Source organism: Tardiphaga sp. 285_C5_N1_2, assembly GCF_052076065.1.
Taxonomy (GTDB): domain Bacteria; phylum Pseudomonadota; class Alphaproteobacteria; order Rhizobiales; family Xanthobacteraceae; genus Tardiphaga; species Tardiphaga robiniae.
In genome coordinates, this window is sequence record NZ_CP197241.1 from 2,501,716 (window position 1) to 2,520,973 (window position 19,258).

At 59.7% G+C, this 19,258-nt stretch carries 19 protein-coding genes; 11 read left to right on the forward strand and 8 right to left on the reverse strand.

Annotation, left to right across the window (positions count from 1 at the left end; all coding sequences use genetic code 11):
* Positions 1-11: 11 nt before the first annotated feature.
* From AB7951_RS11945 to AB7951_RS11955, 3 genes are all read right to left on the reverse strand, one after another.
* A complete protein-coding gene (locus tag AB7951_RS11945; RefSeq protein ID WP_439066543.1) occupies positions 12-1,223 on the reverse strand; it encodes an ABC transporter substrate-binding protein in 1,212 nt (403 codons plus the stop codon).
* Positions 1,224-1,319: 96 nt separating this feature from the next.
* On the reverse strand, positions 1,320-2,240 hold the full coding sequence (locus AB7951_RS11950; protein WP_439066542.1) for a LysR substrate-binding domain-containing protein: 921 nt from the start codon (positions 2,238-2,240) through the stop codon (positions 1,320-1,322).
* A 48-nt stretch (positions 2,241-2,288) separates the two neighbouring features.
* The gene (locus AB7951_RS11955; protein ID WP_439066541.1) at positions 2,289-2,903 is read right to left on the reverse strand and encodes a TetR/AcrR family transcriptional regulator; all 615 of its coding nucleotides are present in this window, start codon (positions 2,901-2,903) and stop codon (positions 2,289-2,291) included.
* A gap of 110 nt (positions 2,904-3,013) precedes the next feature.
* On the opposite strand from AB7951_RS11955, the gene AB7951_RS11960 reads away from it, so the two are divergent.
* From AB7951_RS11960 to AB7951_RS11980, 5 genes are all read left to right on the forward strand, one after another.
* Positions 3,014-3,502 carry a tautomerase family protein gene (locus AB7951_RS11960; protein WP_441255792.1) on the forward strand — a complete coding sequence of 163 codons (489 nt, stop codon included), beginning with the start codon at positions 3,014-3,016 and terminating at the stop codon, positions 3,500-3,502.
* 14 nt (positions 3,503-3,516) lie between these two features.
* Complete coding sequence (locus tag AB7951_RS11965) at positions 3,517-4,296, forward strand: crotonase/enoyl-CoA hydratase family protein (protein ID WP_439066539.1); 780 nt, start codon at positions 3,517-3,519, stop codon at positions 4,294-4,296.
* A 107-nt stretch (positions 4,297-4,403) separates the two neighbouring features.
* A complete protein-coding gene (locus AB7951_RS11970; RefSeq protein ID WP_439066538.1) occupies positions 4,404-5,228 on the forward strand; it encodes a 2-keto-4-pentenoate hydratase in 825 nt (274 codons plus the stop codon).
* Positions 5,221-6,042 (forward strand): alpha/beta fold hydrolase, encoded by an 822-nt coding sequence (locus tag AB7951_RS11975; RefSeq protein ID WP_441255793.1) that lies wholly within the window; start codon positions 5,221-5,223, stop codon positions 6,040-6,042. The genes AB7951_RS11970 and AB7951_RS11975 overlap by 8 nt, the downstream gene beginning before the upstream one ends.
* Entirely contained in the window at positions 6,017-7,336 is a 1,320-nt protein-coding gene (locus AB7951_RS11980) for an MFS transporter (RefSeq protein WP_439066536.1), read from the forward strand. The genes AB7951_RS11975 and AB7951_RS11980 overlap by 26 nt, the downstream gene beginning before the upstream one ends.
* Positions 7,337-7,436: 100 nt before the next feature.
* Here the strand turns inward: AB7951_RS11980 and AB7951_RS11985 are convergent, their stop codons facing one another.
* Positions 7,437-8,372: a LysR substrate-binding domain-containing protein gene (locus AB7951_RS11985; RefSeq protein ID WP_439066535.1), complete on the reverse strand. Its 936-nt coding sequence runs from the start codon at positions 8,370-8,372 to the stop codon at positions 7,437-7,439.
* Positions 8,373-8,550: 178 nt separating this feature from the next.
* On the opposite strand from AB7951_RS11985, the gene AB7951_RS11990 reads away from it, so the two are divergent.
* The 4 genes from AB7951_RS11990 to AB7951_RS12005 all read left to right on the forward strand — a co-directional run bounded on the left by AB7951_RS11990 (position 8,551) and on the right by AB7951_RS12005 (position 13,035).
* Complete coding sequence (locus AB7951_RS11990; RefSeq protein WP_439066534.1) at positions 8,551-9,516, forward strand: Bug family tripartite tricarboxylate transporter substrate binding protein; 966 nt, start codon at positions 8,551-8,553, stop codon at positions 9,514-9,516.
* 44 nt (positions 9,517-9,560) lie between these two features.
* Entirely contained in the window at positions 9,561-11,345 is a 1,785-nt protein-coding gene (locus AB7951_RS11995; RefSeq protein ID WP_439067385.1) for an acyl-CoA dehydrogenase family protein, read from the forward strand.
* 146 nt (positions 11,346-11,491) lie between these two features.
* A complete protein-coding gene (locus AB7951_RS12000; RefSeq protein ID WP_441255794.1) occupies positions 11,492-12,547 on the forward strand; it encodes an acyl-CoA dehydrogenase family protein in 1,056 nt (351 codons plus the stop codon).
* A gap of 5 nt (positions 12,548-12,552) precedes the next feature.
* Positions 12,553-13,035: a MaoC family dehydratase gene (locus AB7951_RS12005; protein WP_439066531.1), complete on the forward strand. Its 483-nt coding sequence runs from the start codon at positions 12,553-12,555 to the stop codon at positions 13,033-13,035.
* Positions 13,036-13,066: 31 nt separating this feature from the next.
* Here AB7951_RS12005 and AB7951_RS12010 read toward each other — a convergent pair whose 3' ends face one another.
* The 3 genes from AB7951_RS12010 to AB7951_RS12020 all read right to left on the reverse strand — a co-directional run bounded on the left by AB7951_RS12010 (position 13,067) and on the right by AB7951_RS12020 (position 16,144).
* A complete protein-coding gene (locus AB7951_RS12010) occupies positions 13,067-13,843 on the reverse strand; it encodes an enoyl-CoA hydratase/isomerase family protein (RefSeq protein WP_439066530.1) in 777 nt (258 codons plus the stop codon).
* Between the two features lie 43 nt (positions 13,844-13,886).
* Positions 13,887-14,864, reverse strand: a complete 978-nt coding sequence (locus AB7951_RS12015; RefSeq protein ID WP_439066529.1) for a Bug family tripartite tricarboxylate transporter substrate binding protein — start codon at positions 14,862-14,864, stop codon at positions 13,887-13,889.
* Between the two features lie 68 nt (positions 14,865-14,932).
* The gene (locus AB7951_RS12020; RefSeq protein ID WP_439089713.1) at positions 14,933-16,144 is read right to left on the reverse strand and encodes a CaiB/BaiF CoA transferase family protein; all 1,212 of its coding nucleotides are present in this window, start codon (positions 16,142-16,144) and stop codon (positions 14,933-14,935) included.
* 42 nt (positions 16,145-16,186) lie between these two features.
* Between AB7951_RS12020 and AB7951_RS12025 the strand changes: the two genes are divergently transcribed.
* Positions 16,187-17,062 carry a helix-turn-helix domain-containing protein gene (locus AB7951_RS12025; RefSeq protein WP_441255795.1) on the forward strand — a complete coding sequence of 292 codons (876 nt, stop codon included), beginning with the start codon at positions 16,187-16,189 and terminating at the stop codon, positions 17,060-17,062.
* 15 nt (positions 17,063-17,077) lie between these two features.
* Here AB7951_RS12025 and AB7951_RS12030 read toward each other — a convergent pair whose 3' ends face one another.
* On the reverse strand, positions 17,078-17,971 hold the full coding sequence (locus AB7951_RS12030; protein WP_439066526.1) for a LysR family transcriptional regulator: 894 nt from the start codon (positions 17,969-17,971) through the stop codon (positions 17,078-17,080).
* A gap of 294 nt (positions 17,972-18,265) precedes the next feature.
* On the opposite strand from AB7951_RS12030, the gene AB7951_RS12035 reads away from it, so the two are divergent.
* The gene (locus AB7951_RS12035) at positions 18,266-19,255 is read left to right on the forward strand and encodes a Bug family tripartite tricarboxylate transporter substrate binding protein (protein ID WP_439066525.1); all 990 of its coding nucleotides are present in this window, start codon (positions 18,266-18,268) and stop codon (positions 19,253-19,255) included.
* Positions 19,256-19,258: the final 3 nt, after the last annotated feature.

The following is a 19,258-nucleotide window of genomic DNA, read 5'->3' on the forward strand; positions in this document are numbered from 1 at the left end:
GATGGGAAGTTTCAATTCTTGACGAGAGAACAGCTGCTCTCGGAAAGCGGGATCGTCACATCCTGCGCCGGGATCTTGCGGACGATGTTGTAGAGGTCCCATTCACCCTTGGAGTCCTTGGGTGCCTTGACCTCGGCCAGATACATGTCGCGAAGCACGCGACCATCCGCGCGGATCGTTGCGCCCTGCGTGAAGGCACTCTCGATCGGCGTGGCGCGCATCTTGGCCATCACCTTGGTCGGATCGTCGCTGCCGATGGCTTCCACCGCCTGCAGATAGTGGCGTACGGACTCGTAGACACCGATCTGCATGAAGGTCGGGCGCTTGCCCTTGCGGCGTGCGGCGAACTTGTCCGACCAGGCCCGGGTAGCGTCGTTGAGGTCCCAATAGTATGGCGTGGTGAGGAACGTTCCCTGAGTGACATTGAGCCCCAGCGAGTGAACGTCGGTTAGAAGGAGCATCATGGCTGCCATCCGCTGGCCACCGGCCGTGAGGCCGAACTCTCCGGCCTGCTTGATGGTCGCGACTGTGTCGCCGGCGGCGTTGGCGAGACCGACGATGTTTGCCTTGGAAGCCTGCGCCTGCAGCAGAAAAGATGCAAAATCCGACGTCGCTTGCGGATGAGCGGATGATCCCAGCACCTTGCCGCCCTGGGCCTGGATTACCGCACTTGCATCCTTCTGAAGCTGGTGACCGAATGCATAGTCAGCGGTCACGAAGTACCAGCTTTTTCCACCGCTCTCAACGACGGCTTTTGCCGTCCCACGTGCGAGTGCATAGGTGTCATATGTCCAGGCGACGCTGTTTGGAGAGCAGAACTGATTGGTGAGTGCGGTCGTGCCCGGCGACGAGAACAGGACCATGCGTCCCTGACCCCGGGCAATTTCCTGAACGGCAATCGCAGCCGCTGAATTAGGAATATCAGCGATGACGTCCACGCCATCCTGCTCGTACCATTTGCGTGCGATGCTGGCGGAAAGGTCCGGCCTGAGCTGATGATCGGCGAATATGACTTGCACGGGCTTGCCGCCGATGCGGTCGCCGAATTCTTCTGCAGCCAGTTGCGCGGCGAGAACGGAGCCCGCGCCTGTCGCGTCCGAGACGATGCCCGACATGTCCGTGAGCACGCCGACCTTGACGGCATCGCCTGAAAATTGTGCGTGCGCCTGAGCTCCCATGAGGCACGCGAGTACGACGGAAATGGTAAAGTTCTTGAAATTCATCAGACGCTTCTCCCCAATCAATTTGTTTGGGAGCGTCTGTGTCAGAGCCGGTTCGGGCTGACAAACGAGGTTTTAGCCGTGTGCCTTGAGTGAAACTCAAGCTGTATACTGTCCCACCGACGGTTGCCGCTCCCCCAAGCTCTGCTGATCGACTGCTGCGCCCAGCCAGTCAGCGAATGCAGCGACCGCAGGATCGTCCGAAATGCGCTGCTCATATTCGAGAACGAAATGTCGCCTCGTCGGGCGAACAATCGAATGGGCGCGGACGAGATTGCCGCGCGCGAGGTCGGTGGCGAGAAGGCCGTCGATCGCGATCGTCACACCAAGGCCTGCCTCCGCGGCCTCGATGGCGAGGCTCAGGGTCTCGAAGCTGCTTCCGCCTTGCACGGGGATGCTCGTCAGCTTTGCATGGTCCAGCCAGCGTCGCCAGTCGTCGGGGCGAGGCCTAACATGGAGGAGGGGGGTGCTGGAGAAATCCAGCTCGCCCTGGCTCAGGAGTTCTGGTCTGCACACGGGCACGGTGGAAATCGGCACCAACGATCGGGTGACCATTCCTGCGCGGGGGTGTGAATCCGAGACCGAGATCACTGCATCGTAGCGGCTCGTCAGCAAATCGACCGGATTGGCGCTGGTGTGCAGATCGACTTCCAGGTCCGGATGAGCTGCCTTGAGGCTAGGCCAGATGGGAAGCAGGTATCGCGAGACGAAGAAGCCATAGACGCCGATCGTCAAACGCCGGAACCGTCTCAGTCGCAGTCCTTCGGTCGCTTCGGCAAGGCAGTCCAGGGCTTCTGTGGCTGAAGCGGCAAAAGCCTTCCCGGCAGAGGTCAGTGTGAGGCCGCGGGAGCCGCGCAGGAATAGCGACGTGCCGATGCGCGTTTCGAGGGCGCGGACATGTCTGCTGATCGCACCGACAGTGACGTTCAGCTCTTCGGCCGCGCGTGTGAAGGACTGGTATCGGGCTGCTGCCTCAAACGCCCGGACAGCATGGAGTGGGGGGAGTCGCCGAGAAACCATGAATCAAATCCAGAGCAGTAATGATTGATGGCTGACTGCGACGGCAAGTCAGCCGGAGGTGGTTGCATTCTTGAGCAGCAGTTCGAGTTCGATGAACACGTCGTCGAGCGGTTTCGCGTTGCGTGCCGCGCGGCACATAGCAACTGTTCCTTCGACCGATGCGATGACCAGCGTCGCGAGTCGCCGGGCCTTCGCCGGTGAGACACCCTCCGCTCTCAATGCGACAGAAAGTATCCGTTGCCAGTCTGCGAGAACACCGTGAGCGAGGTCGAGCAGATGTCGCTCGGCGATGTCATTTCGCGCGGAATTCGTTTCCTTCTCTTCGTTCACGAGCGGCTCGACAGCAACCGCGAGGATCGGGCAGCCCGCGGTGAAATCCGATTTCTCCAGCGTCTGGCGCCATAGATCGACGAAGGCCCGCAACCCACCGACCGCGCCGTTCTTAGCGACCAGATGTTGTAACGGTCCGGAAACCTGCGCTCCGGCAAATTCAATGGCCTCTTCGAGGAGCTGTTGTTTGCCGTCCGGGAAGTAATAGCCGATCGAGCCACGGGGTGTTCCCGTGTGGCGCACGACTTCACGCATAGTGGTCGCGTTAATGCCTCTGCGGCTCATCAGGTCGGCGGCACCTGCAACCATTCTGACGCGTGTGTTGGTTGTCATCGGTCTCCCTCAATCACGGTCGTGGACATAGCATATGACACTTGACATAACCAGCGCGGCCGGGATTATGACACGTGACATAAAATAGATCGGACGGAGGAAGACTGGGCATGACTTTCATTCAGGTGATGACGCCCCGCGGGCGCCTAAGTGTCGAACAGCGGCGGAAGTTGGCCACGACGCTGACCGACGCGGTATTGATACCCGAGGTAGGTCGTCCGGCTCCGGAGGCCCGCCGCGGATATCAGGTCCATTTCGTCGAACGCGAACTGGACATGATCGCCCATGGCGGGGAGTTGCTGTGCGACAAGCCGAGCGATGTAATGTTGCTCGACGTGGCCGTGATGGACTGCTGCTGGACGCGGGAAGATCGCTCCTCTGTCATCCGCAACCTCTTTGCAGCGCTGGCCGATGCTTGCGAGATGGACGCGCCGTCGCCCACCTGGTGGGTCAATTTCCGCGTCATTGAAGAAGGATGCTGGGGCTCGCGAGGCGGGGTCCTGTCATTCCTCAATATTCTCGACCAAGGCGCCAGCGTTTTCCCGCCCGAACGTGCAGCGGCCATTCGCACCGCACTTGCCGTCAAATACGACCGCTAGAGGGAGCAGAGTTCATGAGCACCGAGGGTCAAATCCGTACCGAGGTTGATGGTCGCGTTTTCAAGATCACGATCGACAATCCGTCCAAGAAGAACTCCTTCACACCGCAGATGATGGAGCAGCTCTCCGATGCCCTGACGGAGCTTCACAACAACGAAGCCTATTGGGTCGGCGTAATCTGCGCAGAGGGCAATGATTTTACGGCAGGGCTCGATATGCCGAAATTCTTTGGCTCGAACGCCGAGAAGCGCAATGTGAAAGAGGGGAATGTCGATGTCTTCGGCCTCAGCAAGCGCTGTCGGAAACCAATCGTTACGGCTACGCAGGGCATCGTCTACACGATCGGCATCGAGCTGATGCTGTCGGGCGATATCGTGGTGGCGGCCGACGACAGCCGGTTCTGCCAGATGGAGGCCAAGCGTGGTATCGCGCCGCTGGGCGGTGCGCATTTTCGCTTCCTGTCGCGTGCCGGCTGGGGCAATGCGATGTATCATCTGATGCTCTGCGACGAATTCGGCGCCGACCGTGCCCGTGAGATCGGCCTCGTCCAGGAGGTCGTGCCGGCGGGTCAACAGATCGACCGGGCCATGGCGCTCGCCGCCATCATCGCCTGCAATGCGCCGATCGGCATTCAGGTCACCAAGGAAGCCGCGCTGAAATATACCGAACAGGGCGAGGCCGCGGCCATCGCCTATATCCCCGCCATCCGGGACCGGGTGCTGAAGAGTGCTGACGCCCGTGAAGGTATCCAGTCCTTCATAGAACGGCGGCCTGCTGTATTTGAGGGGCGGTAATACGCCTCTCAAAAACGTGAAAGGCCACGAATGGGGGTGGCTGCGTGCGATCGAGCGTTGAATTTAACTCAAGGTGGGCGGCGATAAAATCGTTTGCGATTGAGTTCATGGCAAGTGATCCCTTATCCATGCCAACGACAAACGCCGCTTCAAATCACAAGCAATACGAGCAGCTTGCCGTATTGCTTGCCGACGCCCGCCGCGATGTCCGCCAGATTGGTCCTCTTCCGGAAGACCTGGTTCCGGACACCATCGCGGCTGCTTACACGGTCAACGAAGACGTAGCGCGACGCCTTGGCTGGGAGCCCCTTGGCTGGAAAATTGCGGGCACCACAGCCGATGTCCAGACGAAGATGAAAATCGATCATCCGATTTATGGGCGCACCTACCGGCGGTTCGCATGCTCTTCGCCTGCGCGACTCAGGCATTCGGAGCTTCTCGACCCGATCGTAGAATGCGAATTCTTCGTGACCCTGGCCAAGGATCTGTCCGCCCGCGACGCGCCGTGGACGATGCCCGAGGTGGTGGACGCAATAGCAAACGTTCACGCGGGCATAGAGGTGGCCGAGTGTCGCTACCCAATGAAGGCGCTCCCAGCATTGCCAGCCATCCTGGCGGATGGCAGCGCCTCCGGACGTTACGTAGCCGGGACGCCCATCAAGAACTGGTGTGAAGGATTGGGAAACATCGCCGTGACTCTCGAAATCGACGGTGTCGTCAAGCGGCGCGGGCTTGGATCCGACGTCATGGGCGATCCGCTCGCGCCCATGCTTTGGCTGCTTGAGGAACGTCGGCGTCGCGGCGATGGCCTCAAGGCTGGCGAGACCATCAGCACCGGCTCGATGACTGGCATGCTTCTCGTGCGCGCCGGGCAGCATGCCCGAGCCCGGTTCGGCGACGAAGCCGAAGTCGAGATCACCTTTGATGCCTGATGTCTGTTCGAAAGCTGCGAAGAATATGAACACTATCGCGTCGGATCATCGATCCGGAAGCGCTCCGGCAATCGTTTTCGTCCACGGCAATTCCAGCTCACGCGCGCTCTGGAAGCCGCTTATGGACCAAATGGGCGATCACGAGCTGTTGGCGATCGATCTTCGCGGACATGGGGATAGCGAATGGGTCCGCCCACCGAATTATTCCACTGCGGGGTACGCCTACGATATCGCGCATGCCGTTCAGCAGTTGGCCGCGCGGGATTTCATCCTCGTTGGCCATTCTAACGGTGCACTCGCGTCCGCCTACTTCGCCGCGAGACTCGAGCCGAAGCCCAAGGCATGCGTCTATATCGACATCGCGCCACGCGTTCCGGAACATCAGGTCGCATATTTCAGGGAGCGGGCTAGTAGCGTTGACCGTGTCTGGACCTCGCTCGACAAACTGACGTCTGCCATGAGCGCTGCCGATCCGTCGATCCCGAAGGAGGTGCTATCCGCGTACCTGTCGGCATTCTCTGAGCCGGTCGAGGGAGGCATTCGCCAGAAGCTCGACCCGATGACCTACGGCGCCTGGGAGCCCGAGGACGTCTGGAATGATCTCGCGACCCTGACTATGCCGCTGCATATCGTTCGTGGCGGTAACAGTCGCGTGCTGTCTGCTGAGGTTGCGAGCGCGATGTGCTCACGTATCCCAACTGCACGCTATTACGAAGTTGAGGGGGCCGGGCACTTCATGATGCTCGCCAAGCCAGAAAGCCTCGAGACGATCATTAGAAACCTCATCGTTGAAGCCGGGTTCAGCTCCGGTTAGCGGCGGAGAAATCGACCTGAGCGTTGCTCCCGTCTCCTTATTCGTTGTCGCCAATTCGTTTTCAGGCAAATTGATGTCGCCGCTGTTTACGATGTGCGTTGCGCTCGTGTTGAACACGATCGGGTTCGCAAACTACGCTGCCGTTCTCCCGCAGGTGCGCGATGGCGTGGGGATCTCCGAAGGCCAAGCCGGAATTGCGGGCGGATTGTTCTTCCTGACATATGCACTGGGATCGCCCGTGTTCGCCGCACTTACCGACACGCACAATCCGCGTCGGCTTTACTTCATCGGAGCCGTCTTAGGTGTGGCAGGCGGCCTGCTATTTCCGCTAATTGACGGAAGTTTTACGTCGCTTCTCGCCAGTCGGGGTCTCACGGGCCTGGCTATGGCCGGAACCTACATGCCAGGACTGCGGCTATTGATCGAAACACTGCCGCGGGAGCGACAACAGGGCGCGGCAGGCGTCTATGTCTCGTGCCTTACCCTTGGATTGTCCGCGTCATTCGGTTTGTCCGGAGCTTTGGACGTCGTATCTGGGTGGCCGGCGGCGTTTACCGGCGCTGCGTCGTGTGCGGCGCTTTCGCTCTTCCTAGTGTATGTCAGGATGCCGTCGCCATCGGTGACGCGGGCGACGGAAGGCGTACTCAGCCGATTTTCGGCTGTCCTTCGCCGCAACGGTGTCACAGCGATGCTGGTGGCGGTTGCTGGCAACAGCTGGGAAGGCATGGCGTTCCGGACATGGTGGATAGCGCTGCTGGTTTATACGAGCATGCTTCCCGGAAACGGTGCTTTCAAAGGCATCAATTTCGCGATCGCGACGGCTTTTGTCGGACTTCTCGCCATGCCGTTGAGCGCCTTCGTCGCAAGGCGCTCCGAATCCCAAGCGCGCTATGCAATCATTTCGTGCGCGGCCGCTTCGTCCGCCATCGTGAGCATCATCCTTGCAGCGGTTGTCGGCGCGAACTTCATAGTCGTCTTCCTGATCACCGTCGTTTATGTCTGCACGATCTTCGCCGATGCTGGCGCACTGACGGCTGGTCTGCTTGTGCGGGTACCACTAGCCGAACGCGGAGCTGCTTTAGCGCTCCAATCCATCGCTTCCAATAGCGGTGCGTGTATCGCGGTCGCATTCTGCGGCTTCGTTCTCCAATCGAGCGGCGGTGCATCTTCAGCGTTCGCATGGCAAGTGACGATCCTGACGGTCGGTGCCGGGTCGGCCGTGACGGCCGTAGTTATGCTCTACCTGCATCGGAAATTGTCCGATCAAGAGCCGCAAGGGAAGGAGGTCTCCTGAACAATGAATCCGCTCGCATACCGGGCCTCCGTATGCGTGTCCCTGAAGGGATATCTCCCTCCACTTGCTCTGCAAGCCACAGGTTTGCAGCGCTTCTTTTTTATGGATCCTGCCGCCCATCCCACGTTGACCGGGTCTGTCGACCAGCCATGACCTTGGATTGATCCCTGGCCGACTTGATGGCGTTTTGCAGGGATTGCCCGGCCGAACCCTTGGGATTCCAGACGCACCAAGTTTCCGACCGCATCTTCGCATCGCTCAAGGGCACGAAGACGACGTTCGAGATGTTCGACTTTGTCAGGGTGGATGGAACAAGAGACACGCCTATCCTGTGAGCGACAAACGAGACGACGCTCATCCAATGGCGGACTTCGTGACGTATCTTCGGAGCGAAGCCGACGGCGAGGCAGGCGGCAACAATGGATTGATGGTAGTCCGGCGAGATATCCCGCGCAAAGAAAATGAACTCGTCGCGCTCGAGCTTGGCAAGTGATATCCGTTTGGCAGACGCCAGGCGATGTCCGCTCGGGAGACAGGCAACGAAAGGCTCCGAATGATACCGGAACCCTTCCAGACCTTCCGGAATGCCGCGCCCGAATGTAAATCCAAGGTCGATCTCGTCGCGCCCGAATGCGGCAACCTGCTCGATGGAGTTCAGTTCTCGTAGGTGAATATCCGTCGTCGGCGATGCCGTCTTGAACGCGCCGATGACGTCAGGAAGTCCGCGATAGAGCATTGATCCGACGAAGCCGACGCGAAGACGCCCGCCTTTGCCCTCTGACACGGCTTTCACCAGGGAACGCGCTTCGTCGGCGCGGCGGAGCAGGAAGATGGCTTCCTGCTTCAGGGTTTCGCCGGCAGGCGTCAGGGACACATTCCGGCTGTCGCGCTCAAAGAGCTTGGCGCCGATCTCTGCCTCCAGCTGCTTGATCGCGAGACTGAGTGGAGGCTGGGACAACGAGAGTCGTTTTGCGGCGCGCCCGAAGTGTTTTTCCTCGGCGAGCACAGCGAAATAGCGCAATTTGCGAAGGTCCATCGTCATTTCAATCCATACAGGGACGGTATCGATCGTCGATCAACTTGTATTGGACGATATGAGTACGTTCGGGCAATTTTCGCAATGGTCCGACACCACCAGACGACAACGTTTGGGCCGGAGACGCTCTCGCGAAACCGGTTTGGAAATCAATGATCGGGCATCCGGGGAGGCAGGAATGACTAGAAAGATCATCGTCGCATTGGCTGTCGTCGCGGGCATCGCGGCATGGCCAGCGCTTGCTCAGTATCCGGACCGTCCGGTCAAGCTGATCGTACCGTTCGCCGCAGGCGGCCCGACCGATGCGCTGGCCCGCAACCTCGCTGAGGGACTGCGCATCCATCTGTCGAAGCAAGTGGTCATCGAGAACAAGGCCGGAGCTGGGGCAAATATCGGCGCCGAATTCGTGGCGAACTCGCCAGCCGACGGCTACACGCTGTTGTTCGGGACGTCAGGTCCCTTGGCAATCAACGTCAGTCTTTTCGGCAAGATCAACTATGACCCGGCCAAGAGCTTCGATCCGGTCATCATGATCGGCAAGATTCCGAACGTCCTAGCGGTGAATCCGGAAGTCCCTGTCAAGAGTCTGACCGAGCTGATCGCCTATGCAAAGTCGGGGAAGAAGCTGAGCTATGGCAGTTCCGGTGTCGGTGCATCGACCCATCTCGCTGGCGAACTGCTGAACTCGCGCGCCGGGATTGACCTTCTTCACGTGCCATATCGCGGTGCAGCACCTGCTATGAACGACGTGATCGGTGGCCAAATCCCGCTCATCATCACGGATGCGTTCGTAGCTTCGTCCCAGATCAAGGCGGGCACGATCCGGCCTATAGGCGTGACCACGATGGAGCGGACCGCGCTGCTTCCGGACGTCCCGACGTTCGATGAGCAGGGGCTGAAGGGCTTTGACTCCAGCGTCTTCTTTGGCGTCGTCGTGCCCAAGGGGACGCCGCCGGAGATCGTCGCCACACTCAACCGAGCATTCGTCGCGGCCCTCAATGAGCCAGCGGTGAAGTCGGCGATCGACACGCAGGGCATGATCCTCGCACCCTCCACGAAGACCGAATATCTCGCGGAATTCATGGCCGCAGAAATCCCGCGTTCGCGCGAGCTAATCGAAAAGCTCGGCATTCCCAAACAGTGAAGATTATCACCTGGAGGTGAAGCATGAACTATCAGGATAGAACAATCTCGTCCGAGGCGAGCAATCGTCAGCTTGCGAGCCGCACCGCCACGGCGGAGCGCTCGAAAAAGCTCGCCAACAGTACCGAAGGCGGCAACTTCTTCGCCGAGGATCGCAATATTGCGACGGTGCTTCCCCAGTATATGGATGCCGCGCTGTTGACGCACTTGAAGCCACATCTAACCGAACTTGGAGCTCTGTGTGGTGGCCGCCTTGCCGAGCTGTCCGATGTCGCTGAGCGCAATAAGCCGAAATTGGCATCGCGGGATCGATACGGCCGCGACGACGAGACGGTCGAGTATCACCCGGCCTATAAGGAAATGGAGAACATCGCCTACGGGCAGTTCGGCATTCACGCGATGGCGTATCGGCCGGGCGTGCTCGGTTGGCCGACCGCGATGCCCCCGCTCGCGAAATATGTCTTTCAATACCTATTCTCTCAGGCGGAGTTCGGTCTCCTTTGCCCGGTGAACATGGCCGGAAGCTCCTCCGAGCTTCTGCGTCGTTACGGTTCGCAAGAACTCAAGGATCAGTATCTTCCGGCAATGCTGTCGCAGGACATGTCGGAACTGATGCGCAGCGCGCAGTTCATCACCGAGAAGGCGGGCGGTTCCGATGTGGGAGCGGCGGAACTCAAGGCTGTGCCCGAAGGCGATCACTGGCGTCTGTATGGCGAGAAGTGGTTTTGCTCGAATGTCAGCGCTGACGTAGTCGTGCTTCTGGCGCGTCCGGAAGGCGCCCAGGCTGGCGGGAAGGGGTTGGGTCTGTATTTCATGCCCAAGAGCCTGCCGGACGGATCGCGCAATTCCTATAAGATTGCGCGCATCAAGGACAAACTGGGCAGCAATTCGATGGCGAGCGGAGAGGTCGTCCTCGACGGTGCGGTCGCCTATCTGCTCGGCGACCAGACCCGTGGCCTCAAGCACATGCTCGAGATGGTCAATTCGAGCCGGGTATCGCATCTGGCACGCGCCGCAGGAATGATGCGACGCTGCCTGAACGAAGCGTTGGTCGCGGCGCGTACCCGTGATGCTTTCGGCAAGACCGTTATCGACCACCCGCTGATGCGCCGTCAGTTGATGAAGCTGATGGTGCCGACAGAACAAGCGCTTTCGGCTCTGATGTATGCGGGAATGGTATCGCATGCGGAGGGCGACCCGAAGGCCGAAAAGCTGCTGCGCATCATGACGCCGCTCGCGAAGTATCGCGCTTGCCGCGACAACATTACGGTCGCGACCGGGGCAATGGAGGCGCGTGGCGGAAATGGTTACATCGAAGATTGGCCGAACGCCCGCCTCGTCAGGGATGCGCATCTTGGCGTCCTCTGGGATGGCACCAGCAATATCAATGCGCTCGATGCTTTGCAGCGTTCCCTCAAGAAGGAACGTGCTCATGTCGATCTCCGGAAGGATCTCGACGAACGTCTGAAGGCTGCCTCAGGTATTCCTGGACAGTTCCGGACGCGGATGGAGAAGGCCTTGGACTCGGCCTTCAGCTTCGCCGAGGAAGTCGCGTCTTCGCCGGAAAACGAGCGCTTTTGCCGCGTTGCAGCCGGATTGCTCTATCATGCGACCACTATGGTTCTGCTCGCGGCTGAGGGAGCCCGAGCAGGAGGCGAGGGTGGCGATGCTCGGCGGCTGGTTCTGGCGCGCTTCGCCCTTGAGCACCGCCTCCTTCGCAATCCTTTGACCAGCATCGAGAGCCAGCGCTGGGAAGAGGATGCGATTGACGCACTGCTGCGGGACGAACCGGTTTCGATGGACGCCGCCGCCACGCTCATGTCGCTGTGACTTTGCAAGACGAGTCAATCGGGGAGCGTTGGTGAATGCGCCAACGCTCCTTCGCGTGACAGACGGGCCTTAGGACGACCTGTTGCGCGAGGCTCTCAAAAGATGCTGAACTCGCTGTCAGATGTGCGCCAGGTGAGTGAGAGAGCATGATCGACCCGGAGTCAAAAGCGGCGATTCGTCGCCTCGCGGCTGGCCTGTCAAACGCCATCAAAATCGATGACCTTCCGACCGAGTTTCTGAGTTTCGGACTTCCGGAAGGTCCTCAGGGTCTCGATAGCTACGAAGCGATTGCGGTCGCCGAAGAATCGATCGTGAGTACCTCCGGGCTTATCGGACTCGGCTCTGCTTTCGCCGCCCGGCAAATGGTCGGTCGTTTTTTCATCGATGGATTTGCAGACGAAGATCAGAAGAATCGTTGGCTGCCAGCCATCGCGCGTGGGGAAATTTGGCCAGCCATAGCGATCTCCGAGCCGAACGTAGGCGCTCATCCGAAACACCTAACTACGACGGCTACGTTGGATGGAAACGACTACGTATTGGATGGCCACAAAAGCTTCGTGACTAACGGCATCCGTGCAGACCTCATCCTCGCCCTCGCAATCTGCGAGGAGGTTGATGGCCGCAAATCTTACGGTTTGTTCGCAGTCCCGCGCGAAACTCTCGGCATGAATCTGCGTCCAATGACGGGTCTGGAAGCGCTCGCTCCCTCAAGCCATGCGGATCTGACTTTCGAGCACTGCAGGGTACCAGCTGACTGTCGGATTGGTGGTCCGGCAGATGCCTATGCGCGAATGGCCTTGCCTTTCCGGGACGTGGAGGACGCGGTAGCTATCAGCGGGCTTTGTGGGTTGACAGAGTGGCTCGTCCGACGCGTTGGGTCCGGGAGAGAGCCAAACGAAGAGACCTTGCTTGAGGTCGGGAGGCATGCAGGTCTCGTAGATGTGATGCGCGCTGCTGCGATTGCAGCCACGCACCAGCTTGATGCGAACCGCGTTTCCGCGGCTTTCGGCATTGGAGCGCGAGCGCTTGCGTTCGACATCGTTGCAGAACTGCGCGGTAGGCTGTCGGAAGAGGCGATAGAGGCAGATGATCGATTGCGCCAGGGTTTGAAAGCGTTCGATCTGGTGATGAGCGTCGCCAGGAAACCCCGCGAGGCGCGTCGCGCAGCACTGGGCGCGTCTTTCCTCAAAAAGAGTGATTAATCACCATGACCGGATTATTTGATCCCGCACAGCACAGGCGCTTCGAGAACCGATGGTTTGATGACTTCAAGCTCGGTGAGCGCTTCGTCCTGCCGAGCCGCACGATGACGGATGCGCTCTTCTTGGCGTTTCAAAGTGCCAGCGGAGACAACCATCCGGTCCACTACGACATCGAATATTGCCGTCGGCGGGGAATGCCTCACATGCTGGCGCACGGCTATCAGGTGCTGATCCAAACGGCTGCAGGCGCGGGTAATTTCCCGTTCATGGTCGAGGACAGCCTCATTGGCTTCCTCGACCAGTCGTCACGGTTCCTTCTCCCGGTTTACACCGGTGACACCCTTTATCCAGCCCTTGAAATCGCGGAGCTTCTGCCCAACCGGACGACTGGCGTGATCGGCATCAAATCGACCGTCCACAATCAATCGTCCAAGCTTGTGATGGAAGGGACGCAGCGTTACCTCGTGAGGTGCAAGCCTACGACTTAGACGTGAGCTCGCTGCGCCCCCTTTCCGGAAATCAATCGTTCCAGCTCGGCGCCCGCTTTTCAACGAAAGCGCGAAGACCTTCCTGTGCCGCGTCGGTGACGGCGACATTGACGAAATCCTCGACGGCATTGGCAATACTGCGTCGATAGTCGAGGTCGATCTGGCGCATGAATGCCGCTCGGCCCATGCGAACGACCGTCTCGGATTTGGCAGCAAAGGTTGTCGCCATCTTCGCCGCAGCGGCATCAAGCTCGGTGTCAGGTACGACTCGCGTGACGATGCCGAGATCGCAGGCCTCACGCGCATCCATGACCCGGCCGGTGAACAGGAGTTCGAAGGCACGATGTCGGCCGATGATGCGTGGTAGATGGGCGAAATGGATCGCTGGCAGAACGCCGACGTCGATTTCTGGATAGCCGAAGGTCGCGCTCTCTGCGGCCAGGATCACGTCGCAAGATACCGCCATGGTCATACCGCCGCCGCGCGCGGCGCCGTTAACTGTCGAGATCGAAGGTTTGCCGAGGTTATACTGCGCGTCATAGAGGTTGATGTAGAGCTCTTGCAGAAACTTGCGGATCTCTTCGCCCGGCTTCCCGAGAAGGATGTCGAGATCGAGGCCCGCCGAGAAGCGGCGAGCTATCGCGCTCGACAAAATGACCGCCCGTGCCGCGTCGTCATCGGCCGCACGCTTGAAGGCGGCGACGACGGCGCGGATCAGGTCGAGGCTGAGCGCATTGACTGGGGGACGATCCAACGTGATATGCGCGACTTTGTCGATCACCTCATAGCGGACGATATGCTGAGTCATTGAAATCTATCCTTCAGTCTTCAGCTGCTTGCGGCGATGTCGCTTACAGCGGTTTCAAGCCTATGTCGTGCGCCACTCGGGTCCAGCGCTCGCTTTCGCGGACCACGAAATCCTTCAATTGATCCTTCGGGATCATCAGACGTTCGGCTCCGCGCTGCGTCAAAGCGTCGGCGAAAGCCTGTTGCGATACGGTCTGCTCGAAGGCGGCCTGGAGACGTTCGACGGTTGCAGCAGGCGTTGCCGTCGGCACCTGCACGGAGAACCAGAAATTGAGGTCGAAGCCCGAGAAGCCGACTTCCTTCATGGTTGGGATATCTGACAACTGCGGCACCCGGTCCGGCGAGGTGACAGCCAATCCCCGGACAGTGCCGGATTTGATCTGTTCAGCGCTTGTCGTGATGCTGTCGAACAGGATATCGACGCGCCCACCAACCACTTCCGTCAGCGCCGGAGCGCTCCCGCGGAACGGAATCGGCAGTGCTTCGATGCCTGTGAGCTTCTGGAAGAGCGCGCCGAGAATATGCGGCGAGGAGCCGGAGCCGAAGGTGGCGTAGGTGAGGCCGCCTTTCTTTTTCTTGGCGTACTCGACGAGCTCGGCAACGGATTTCACATCTGTATATTGTGGGTTGACGATTAGAACGTTGGGCAACGACGCCGTTGTCGCAATGGTCTGGAAATCCTTGAGCGGGTTGTAGTTGTTCGACGGATAGAGGATCGGATTGACGCCGAGCATGGCGACCGTGCTGTGGAGCATGGTGTAGCCGTCGGCCGGACCCTGGGCGACGGCCATTGCGCCAATATTTCCAGCGGCGCCAGCGCGGTTCTCAATCACGACGGTCTGTCGAAGATTGGTAGCCAGCGGGTCATTCAGCAGGCGGATGATGAAATCGGTAGGACCGCCCGGAGCGAACGGCACAACGACCTTCAGAGGTGATGCAGGGAAGGTGTTGGCGCCGGCGAAACGCGGCGCGAGCGCAGCGGCCGTGCCGCCAGCCAGAAACGTGCGACGATTGATTTTCATGGGTCCTCCAGGATGTGTTGTGTGTTGTGAAGGGGCAGAACCCCGCCGGGTGCGAACGGGCTTCCGGATCAGCTCTTGGTGATGGGAAGAGGGGCTTCCAGCACGGTGCGCTCAGTGACCATGCGGTCGATCTCGACGTCGCTCAGTCCTGCCTCGCGACAGATCTCGCGGGTATCGGCACCGAGCGTCTTCGGCGTCGAGCGCAGACTTCCGGGCGTTCGGGACATCTTGATTGGAATGCCCAGTGCTTTGTATTCACCCTGCTCAAGGATCATCTTGCGATGATGGGTGTGGGGCGCGGCGAGGACACTCGGCACGTCCTTAATGGCGCTTGCCGGAATTCCGCTGCGCAGGAGTTGCGACGCGAGTTCTTCTCCGTCGAATTCCCGGAGAACGACCTGCAGGAGTCCGTGGAGTGCTTCCCGATTTTGGACCCGCAGCGCATTGGTGGCGAAACGCGGATCGGCGCTCAGTTCGGAGCAACCGAGCATTTTGCAGGCCGCGACGAACTGGCCGTTGTTGCCAGCGCCAAGAAACATCGGGCCGGTCTTCGTGGCGAACTCTTCATAAGGGGCTATGCTGGGGTGCTGATTGCCGCTGCGGACCGGTGCCGCGCCCGTCTGCAGATAGCCGGCCGCATGCGGATGCAGATAGGCGAGCGCGCAGTCGTACAGGCAAACATCGAGCTTCTGACCGAGCCCGGAACGCTCGCGCTCCAAGGCCGCCATCAGGATAGCCGCCAACGCGTTCATGCCCGTGCCGATATCGACGATGGACATGCCCACGCGCAGGGGGCCGGAATCCGGGCTGCCGTTCACGCTCATGTTTCCGGCGATGGCCTGGACGACGGAGTCGTAGCCCGGCAGTCCGCCGAGCGGCCCGTCTTCGCCGAAGCCGGTAATCTGGCAGTAGATCAAACGCGGAAACTTGCTGGCGAGGATGTCCTCGTAGCCCAGCCCCCAGCGCTCGAGCGTTCCGGCCTTGAAGTTGTGGATGAGGACATCGGCGCCTTCGAGCAAGCGAAGAAGCAGGTCACGTCCTTCCTGTTTGGAGAAATCGACCGCCGCGTGACGTTTGTTGCGATTGATGCCGCTGTAATAGGCGCTGCCATTAGGTCCGAACGGTCCCCATGTCCGGGTCTCATCGCCGACGGGCGGTTCGACTTTGACGATCTCCGCTCCGTGGTCACCAAGAATCTGGGTGCAAAACGGGCCCGCGAGCACGCGAGAAAGGTCAATCACCTTAAAGCCCTTGAGTGCGCCACCGGATTGTTGTTTCATTATGCGGTCCAAATGTTTCATATAATGAAACTAGATGCACGCATGAGCGAGCCGGGTCAAGGCCCAGCGTGTCGCAGGAATCTCCTGTATGAAGACGCGGGTTTCGATAGAGGCGATGTGATGGCTGGACGGCGTTTGACGACCTCTGAGGCGACCAAGAAGGGCAGTGACCCGGCCAACCCGAGTGGAGCATTGCTGCGCGGCCTCGACGTGTTGCAGGCCTTCGGCCCCGAGAAGGACGCGCTGGGCAACGCTGAAATCGCTGCTGCGACCGGTTTGCCAAAGCCGACCGTGTCACGTCTGACTCGGGCGCTGGTCGATGCGGGCTACCTGAACTACGACGCAGAGCGCGGGAAATACCGCCTGCGGCCACGCGTGCTCACCCTCGGCTTCTCGCTCCTAAACAACATGAAGATCCTGCCGATCGCCCACGAGCATCTGCAGCGATTGGCATGGGCAAGTGGCTGCACAGTCTCGCTGGCCTGGCCGGATGCGCCCAACATGATCTACCTCGACCGGTGCGCGGGCGATCAGATGCCGTATTTCTTCAGTGTGGGTTCGGCGGTCGATATGGCCCGAACGGCGACGGGGCAGGCTTATATCGCGGCACTCGACCCGGCATCGCGTCGGTCGCTGATTAGCGGGCTCAAGTCCCATTCGCCAACCGACTGGACCAATGTCGCAAAAGCCATCGATCAAGCTGTCCATTCAGTGGCGGAGCGGGGGTTTTGTCTCGTGGACAACGCTTGGCGTCGCAATATTCGTGGCATTGCGGCTCCGCTTATTTCCGCCGACGGGCGCACCATCATGACGGTTAATTGCGTTACGACCACCTTCGCGATGTCGAGCGAAGAACTGGTCGAGAAGTGGGCTCCCGGTCTCCTGAAGGTTACGCAAGGCTTGGCGACGCATCTGTAATCGAGCTGACCGTGCTCAATGCGCGTTGCTGAAAAGCAGATGATCGATGAGCGCTCGAGCGAAGTTCGACATCTTGGAAAGGTCGTGCGAGACGATCTTGAGCTTCCGATCTGCCCATTCATCTGAAATGGCAACGATCGAGCAGCTTCCGCTTGGGAGAGTGTTCTCCACGACCCGGTTCGGAACGAGGGCTATCCCGACGTTCTCCTTAGCCAATTGAAGCACCGTTGCAAAATTGTGCGCGTGAATTCTGACGTTCAGCGGCTTCCCGATTCGAGCGGCAGCTTGGGTGAGAAAGTGGAAATTGCTGCTTGATCGCTGCATGCACACGAAATCGTGGTCGAGCGCTTCCTCCAGGTGCAACGTGCCTCGCGAGGCCAGAGGATGCGTCTTGGACATCGCGAGCACCAGACGATCCTGCGCGTACGGAAAAACCTGGAGAGATCCGGATTCGATCTCGCTCGCAACGATACCCAAATCGGCCGTTCCGTCGCTGACGGACATGACGATGTCGTCGCTGTTGTGCTCCTCAAGGTCGATATTGCACTGTCGGTTTTCAACAAGGAATGTCGATAGGTGACCGGGCAGGAAACCGTTGAGCGAACTGCTGTTCGCATGGAGGCGGATGTTGCCGCGCATGCCGGTCGCGAAACCGCTGAGCTCCGAATGCATCCGCTCCAAGTCGGTGAAAATCGTCACCACGTGCCTGTGCAAACTCTCGCCCGCGCGCGTCAGCACCATACCCTTCGGCGTTCGCGTAAAGAGTGGCGTGCCGACTAATCGCTCGAGATTCTTCAGACGGTAACTGGCCGAACCCGGCGAGAGAAAGATTTGGCTCGCCCCTGCGGATAGGCTGGATGTTTCCGCTATTGCCCGGAAGAGTTTCAGATCGACCAGATCATATCGCATTCAATCGACAGTCTTTCGCCACGGCCTCGAATGAAGCGCCGTAAGTATTACACACCATGTTTCGGGTTTCCCAGTCGAACGCATGCCGCGTTGCAGTGTGGGCGGCCGGGAACATTCAATTGGTTTCGAAACGCGAGTCGGCGAGACCTTAATCCGTCCGTTTCAGCCAGCGGTTCGGAAATGCCAAACGCGGTGTTTGGCCCTTTGCGATGGAGGGGAAGCGACACTCATTCTACCAAAGATCCCAGACCTGACACCCACACACAAGATCAGGCGACCGAAGGGAGCTTTGCTATGGCCGTATCGCGGCGACAATTCAATTCTTTGTTGTATTATGCTGCTGCGGCATCCGGATTTGGAGGTTTGGTGCCGACCGCCCGCGCGGCCGATCCATATCCGGTTCGGCCGGTGAACGTGGTGATCTCATTCGCTGCTGGTGGCATGACGGATACCGTCGGGCGGCTGGTCGCCAACGAACTGACGAAGGACCTCAAGCAAACCTTCGTCGTCGAGAACCGGCCGGGAGCGGCGGGGCAACTCGGAACTGAATATGTCGCGCGAAAACCAGCCGACGGTTACAACCTTCTTGTGAGCGCTACAGGCCATGTGATCGGACCGGCCGTTCAGAAGGTTGCTTATGATCCGGTGTCGGATTTCGTCCCGATTGCCATCCTTGCCCGCGCGCCAAATCTGCTCCTTGTTCACAAATCCGTTCCGGCCACGAACTTGCAGGAGTTCCTGGTGTGGGCGAAAGCACAGAAGGACGTGCCCTACGGTACCGCGGGGGCAGGCGGCTCGACGCATCTTGCGGGCGAACTGTTCAGAACGCTCTCAGGCGTGCCGATGGTGCATGTGCCCTATAAGGGCGCGGCTCCGGCGGTGAACGATCTGATCGCGGGGCACATCAAAGTCGCTATCCAGGATTCCATGAGCGCCACCGCCGCAATCGCCGGGGGGGAGGTACGGCCGCTTGCTTCGGCCACCAAAGAGCACAGTGCTCAGTTTCCCAATCTGCCGACCTTAGATGAGTCGGGCTTTCCCGGCTTCGATCTTTACACCTGGCTCGGATTCTACGCGCCGAAGGGAACGCCGAGCGAGATCGTTGCCGTCCTTAACAAGGAGGCTAACGAGGCGATACATACGCCGGCCACGGTCGAACTACTTCGCAGCCTGAACTGCGAGCCGGGGCCGGTGCTCGACCCGGCCGGGGCCGCGAAGTTTGTCGCCCAAGAAGTCGAAAAATGGCGGGACGTCGTGAAGACGAGCGGCGTCAAGGTTGAGTAACGC

Coding starts and splice junctions, on each gene's coding strand:
- AB7951_RS11945 (WP_439066543.1), bottom strand. CDS start 1,223: ATGAATTTCAAGAACTTTACCATTTCCGTCGTACTCGCGTGCCTCATG.
- AB7951_RS11970 (WP_439066538.1), top strand. CDS start 4,404: ATGGCAAGTGATCCCTTATCCATGCCAACGACAAACGCCGCTTCAAAT.
- AB7951_RS12015 (WP_439066529.1), bottom strand. CDS start 14,864: ATGAAAATCAATCGTCGCACGTTTCTGGCTGGCGGCACGGCCGCTGCG.
- AB7951_RS11990 (WP_439066534.1), top strand. CDS start 8,551: ATGACTAGAAAGATCATCGTCGCATTGGCTGTCGTCGCGGGCATCGCG.
- AB7951_RS12035 (WP_439066525.1), top strand. CDS start 18,266: ATGGCCGTATCGCGGCGACAATTCAATTCTTTGTTGTATTATGCTGCT.
- AB7951_RS11955 (WP_439066541.1), bottom strand. CDS start 2,903: ATGACAACCAACACACGCGTCAGAATGGTTGCAGGTGCCGCCGACCTG.
- AB7951_RS11985 (WP_439066535.1), bottom strand. CDS start 8,372: ATGGACCTTCGCAAATTGCGCTATTTCGCTGTGCTCGCCGAGGAAAAA.
- AB7951_RS12005 (WP_439066531.1), top strand. CDS start 12,553: ATGACCGGATTATTTGATCCCGCACAGCACAGGCGCTTCGAGAACCGA.
- AB7951_RS12025 (WP_441255795.1), top strand. CDS start 16,187: ATGAGCGAGCCGGGTCAAGGCCCAGCGTGTCGCAGGAATCTCCTGTAT.
- AB7951_RS11960 (WP_441255792.1), top strand. CDS start 3,014: ATGACTTTCATTCAGGTGATGACGCCCCGCGGGCGCCTAAGTGTCGAA.
- AB7951_RS12000 (WP_441255794.1), top strand. CDS start 11,492: ATGATCGACCCGGAGTCAAAAGCGGCGATTCGTCGCCTCGCGGCTGGC.
- AB7951_RS11975 (WP_441255793.1), top strand. CDS start 5,221: ATGCCTGATGTCTGTTCGAAAGCTGCGAAGAATATGAACACTATCGCG.
- AB7951_RS12020 (WP_439089713.1), bottom strand. CDS start 16,144: ATGAAACAACAATCCGGTGGCGCACTCAAGGGCTTTAAGGTGATTGAC.
- AB7951_RS12010 (WP_439066530.1), bottom strand. CDS start 13,843: ATGACTCAGCATATCGTCCGCTATGAGGTGATCGACAAAGTCGCGCAT.
- AB7951_RS11965 (WP_439066539.1), top strand. CDS start 3,517: ATGAGCACCGAGGGTCAAATCCGTACCGAGGTTGATGGTCGCGTTTTC.
- AB7951_RS12030 (WP_439066526.1), bottom strand. CDS start 17,971: ATGCGATATGATCTGGTCGATCTGAAACTCTTCCGGGCAATAGCGGAA.
- AB7951_RS11950 (WP_439066542.1), bottom strand. CDS start 2,240: ATGGTTTCTCGGCGACTCCCCCCACTCCATGCTGTCCGGGCGTTTGAG.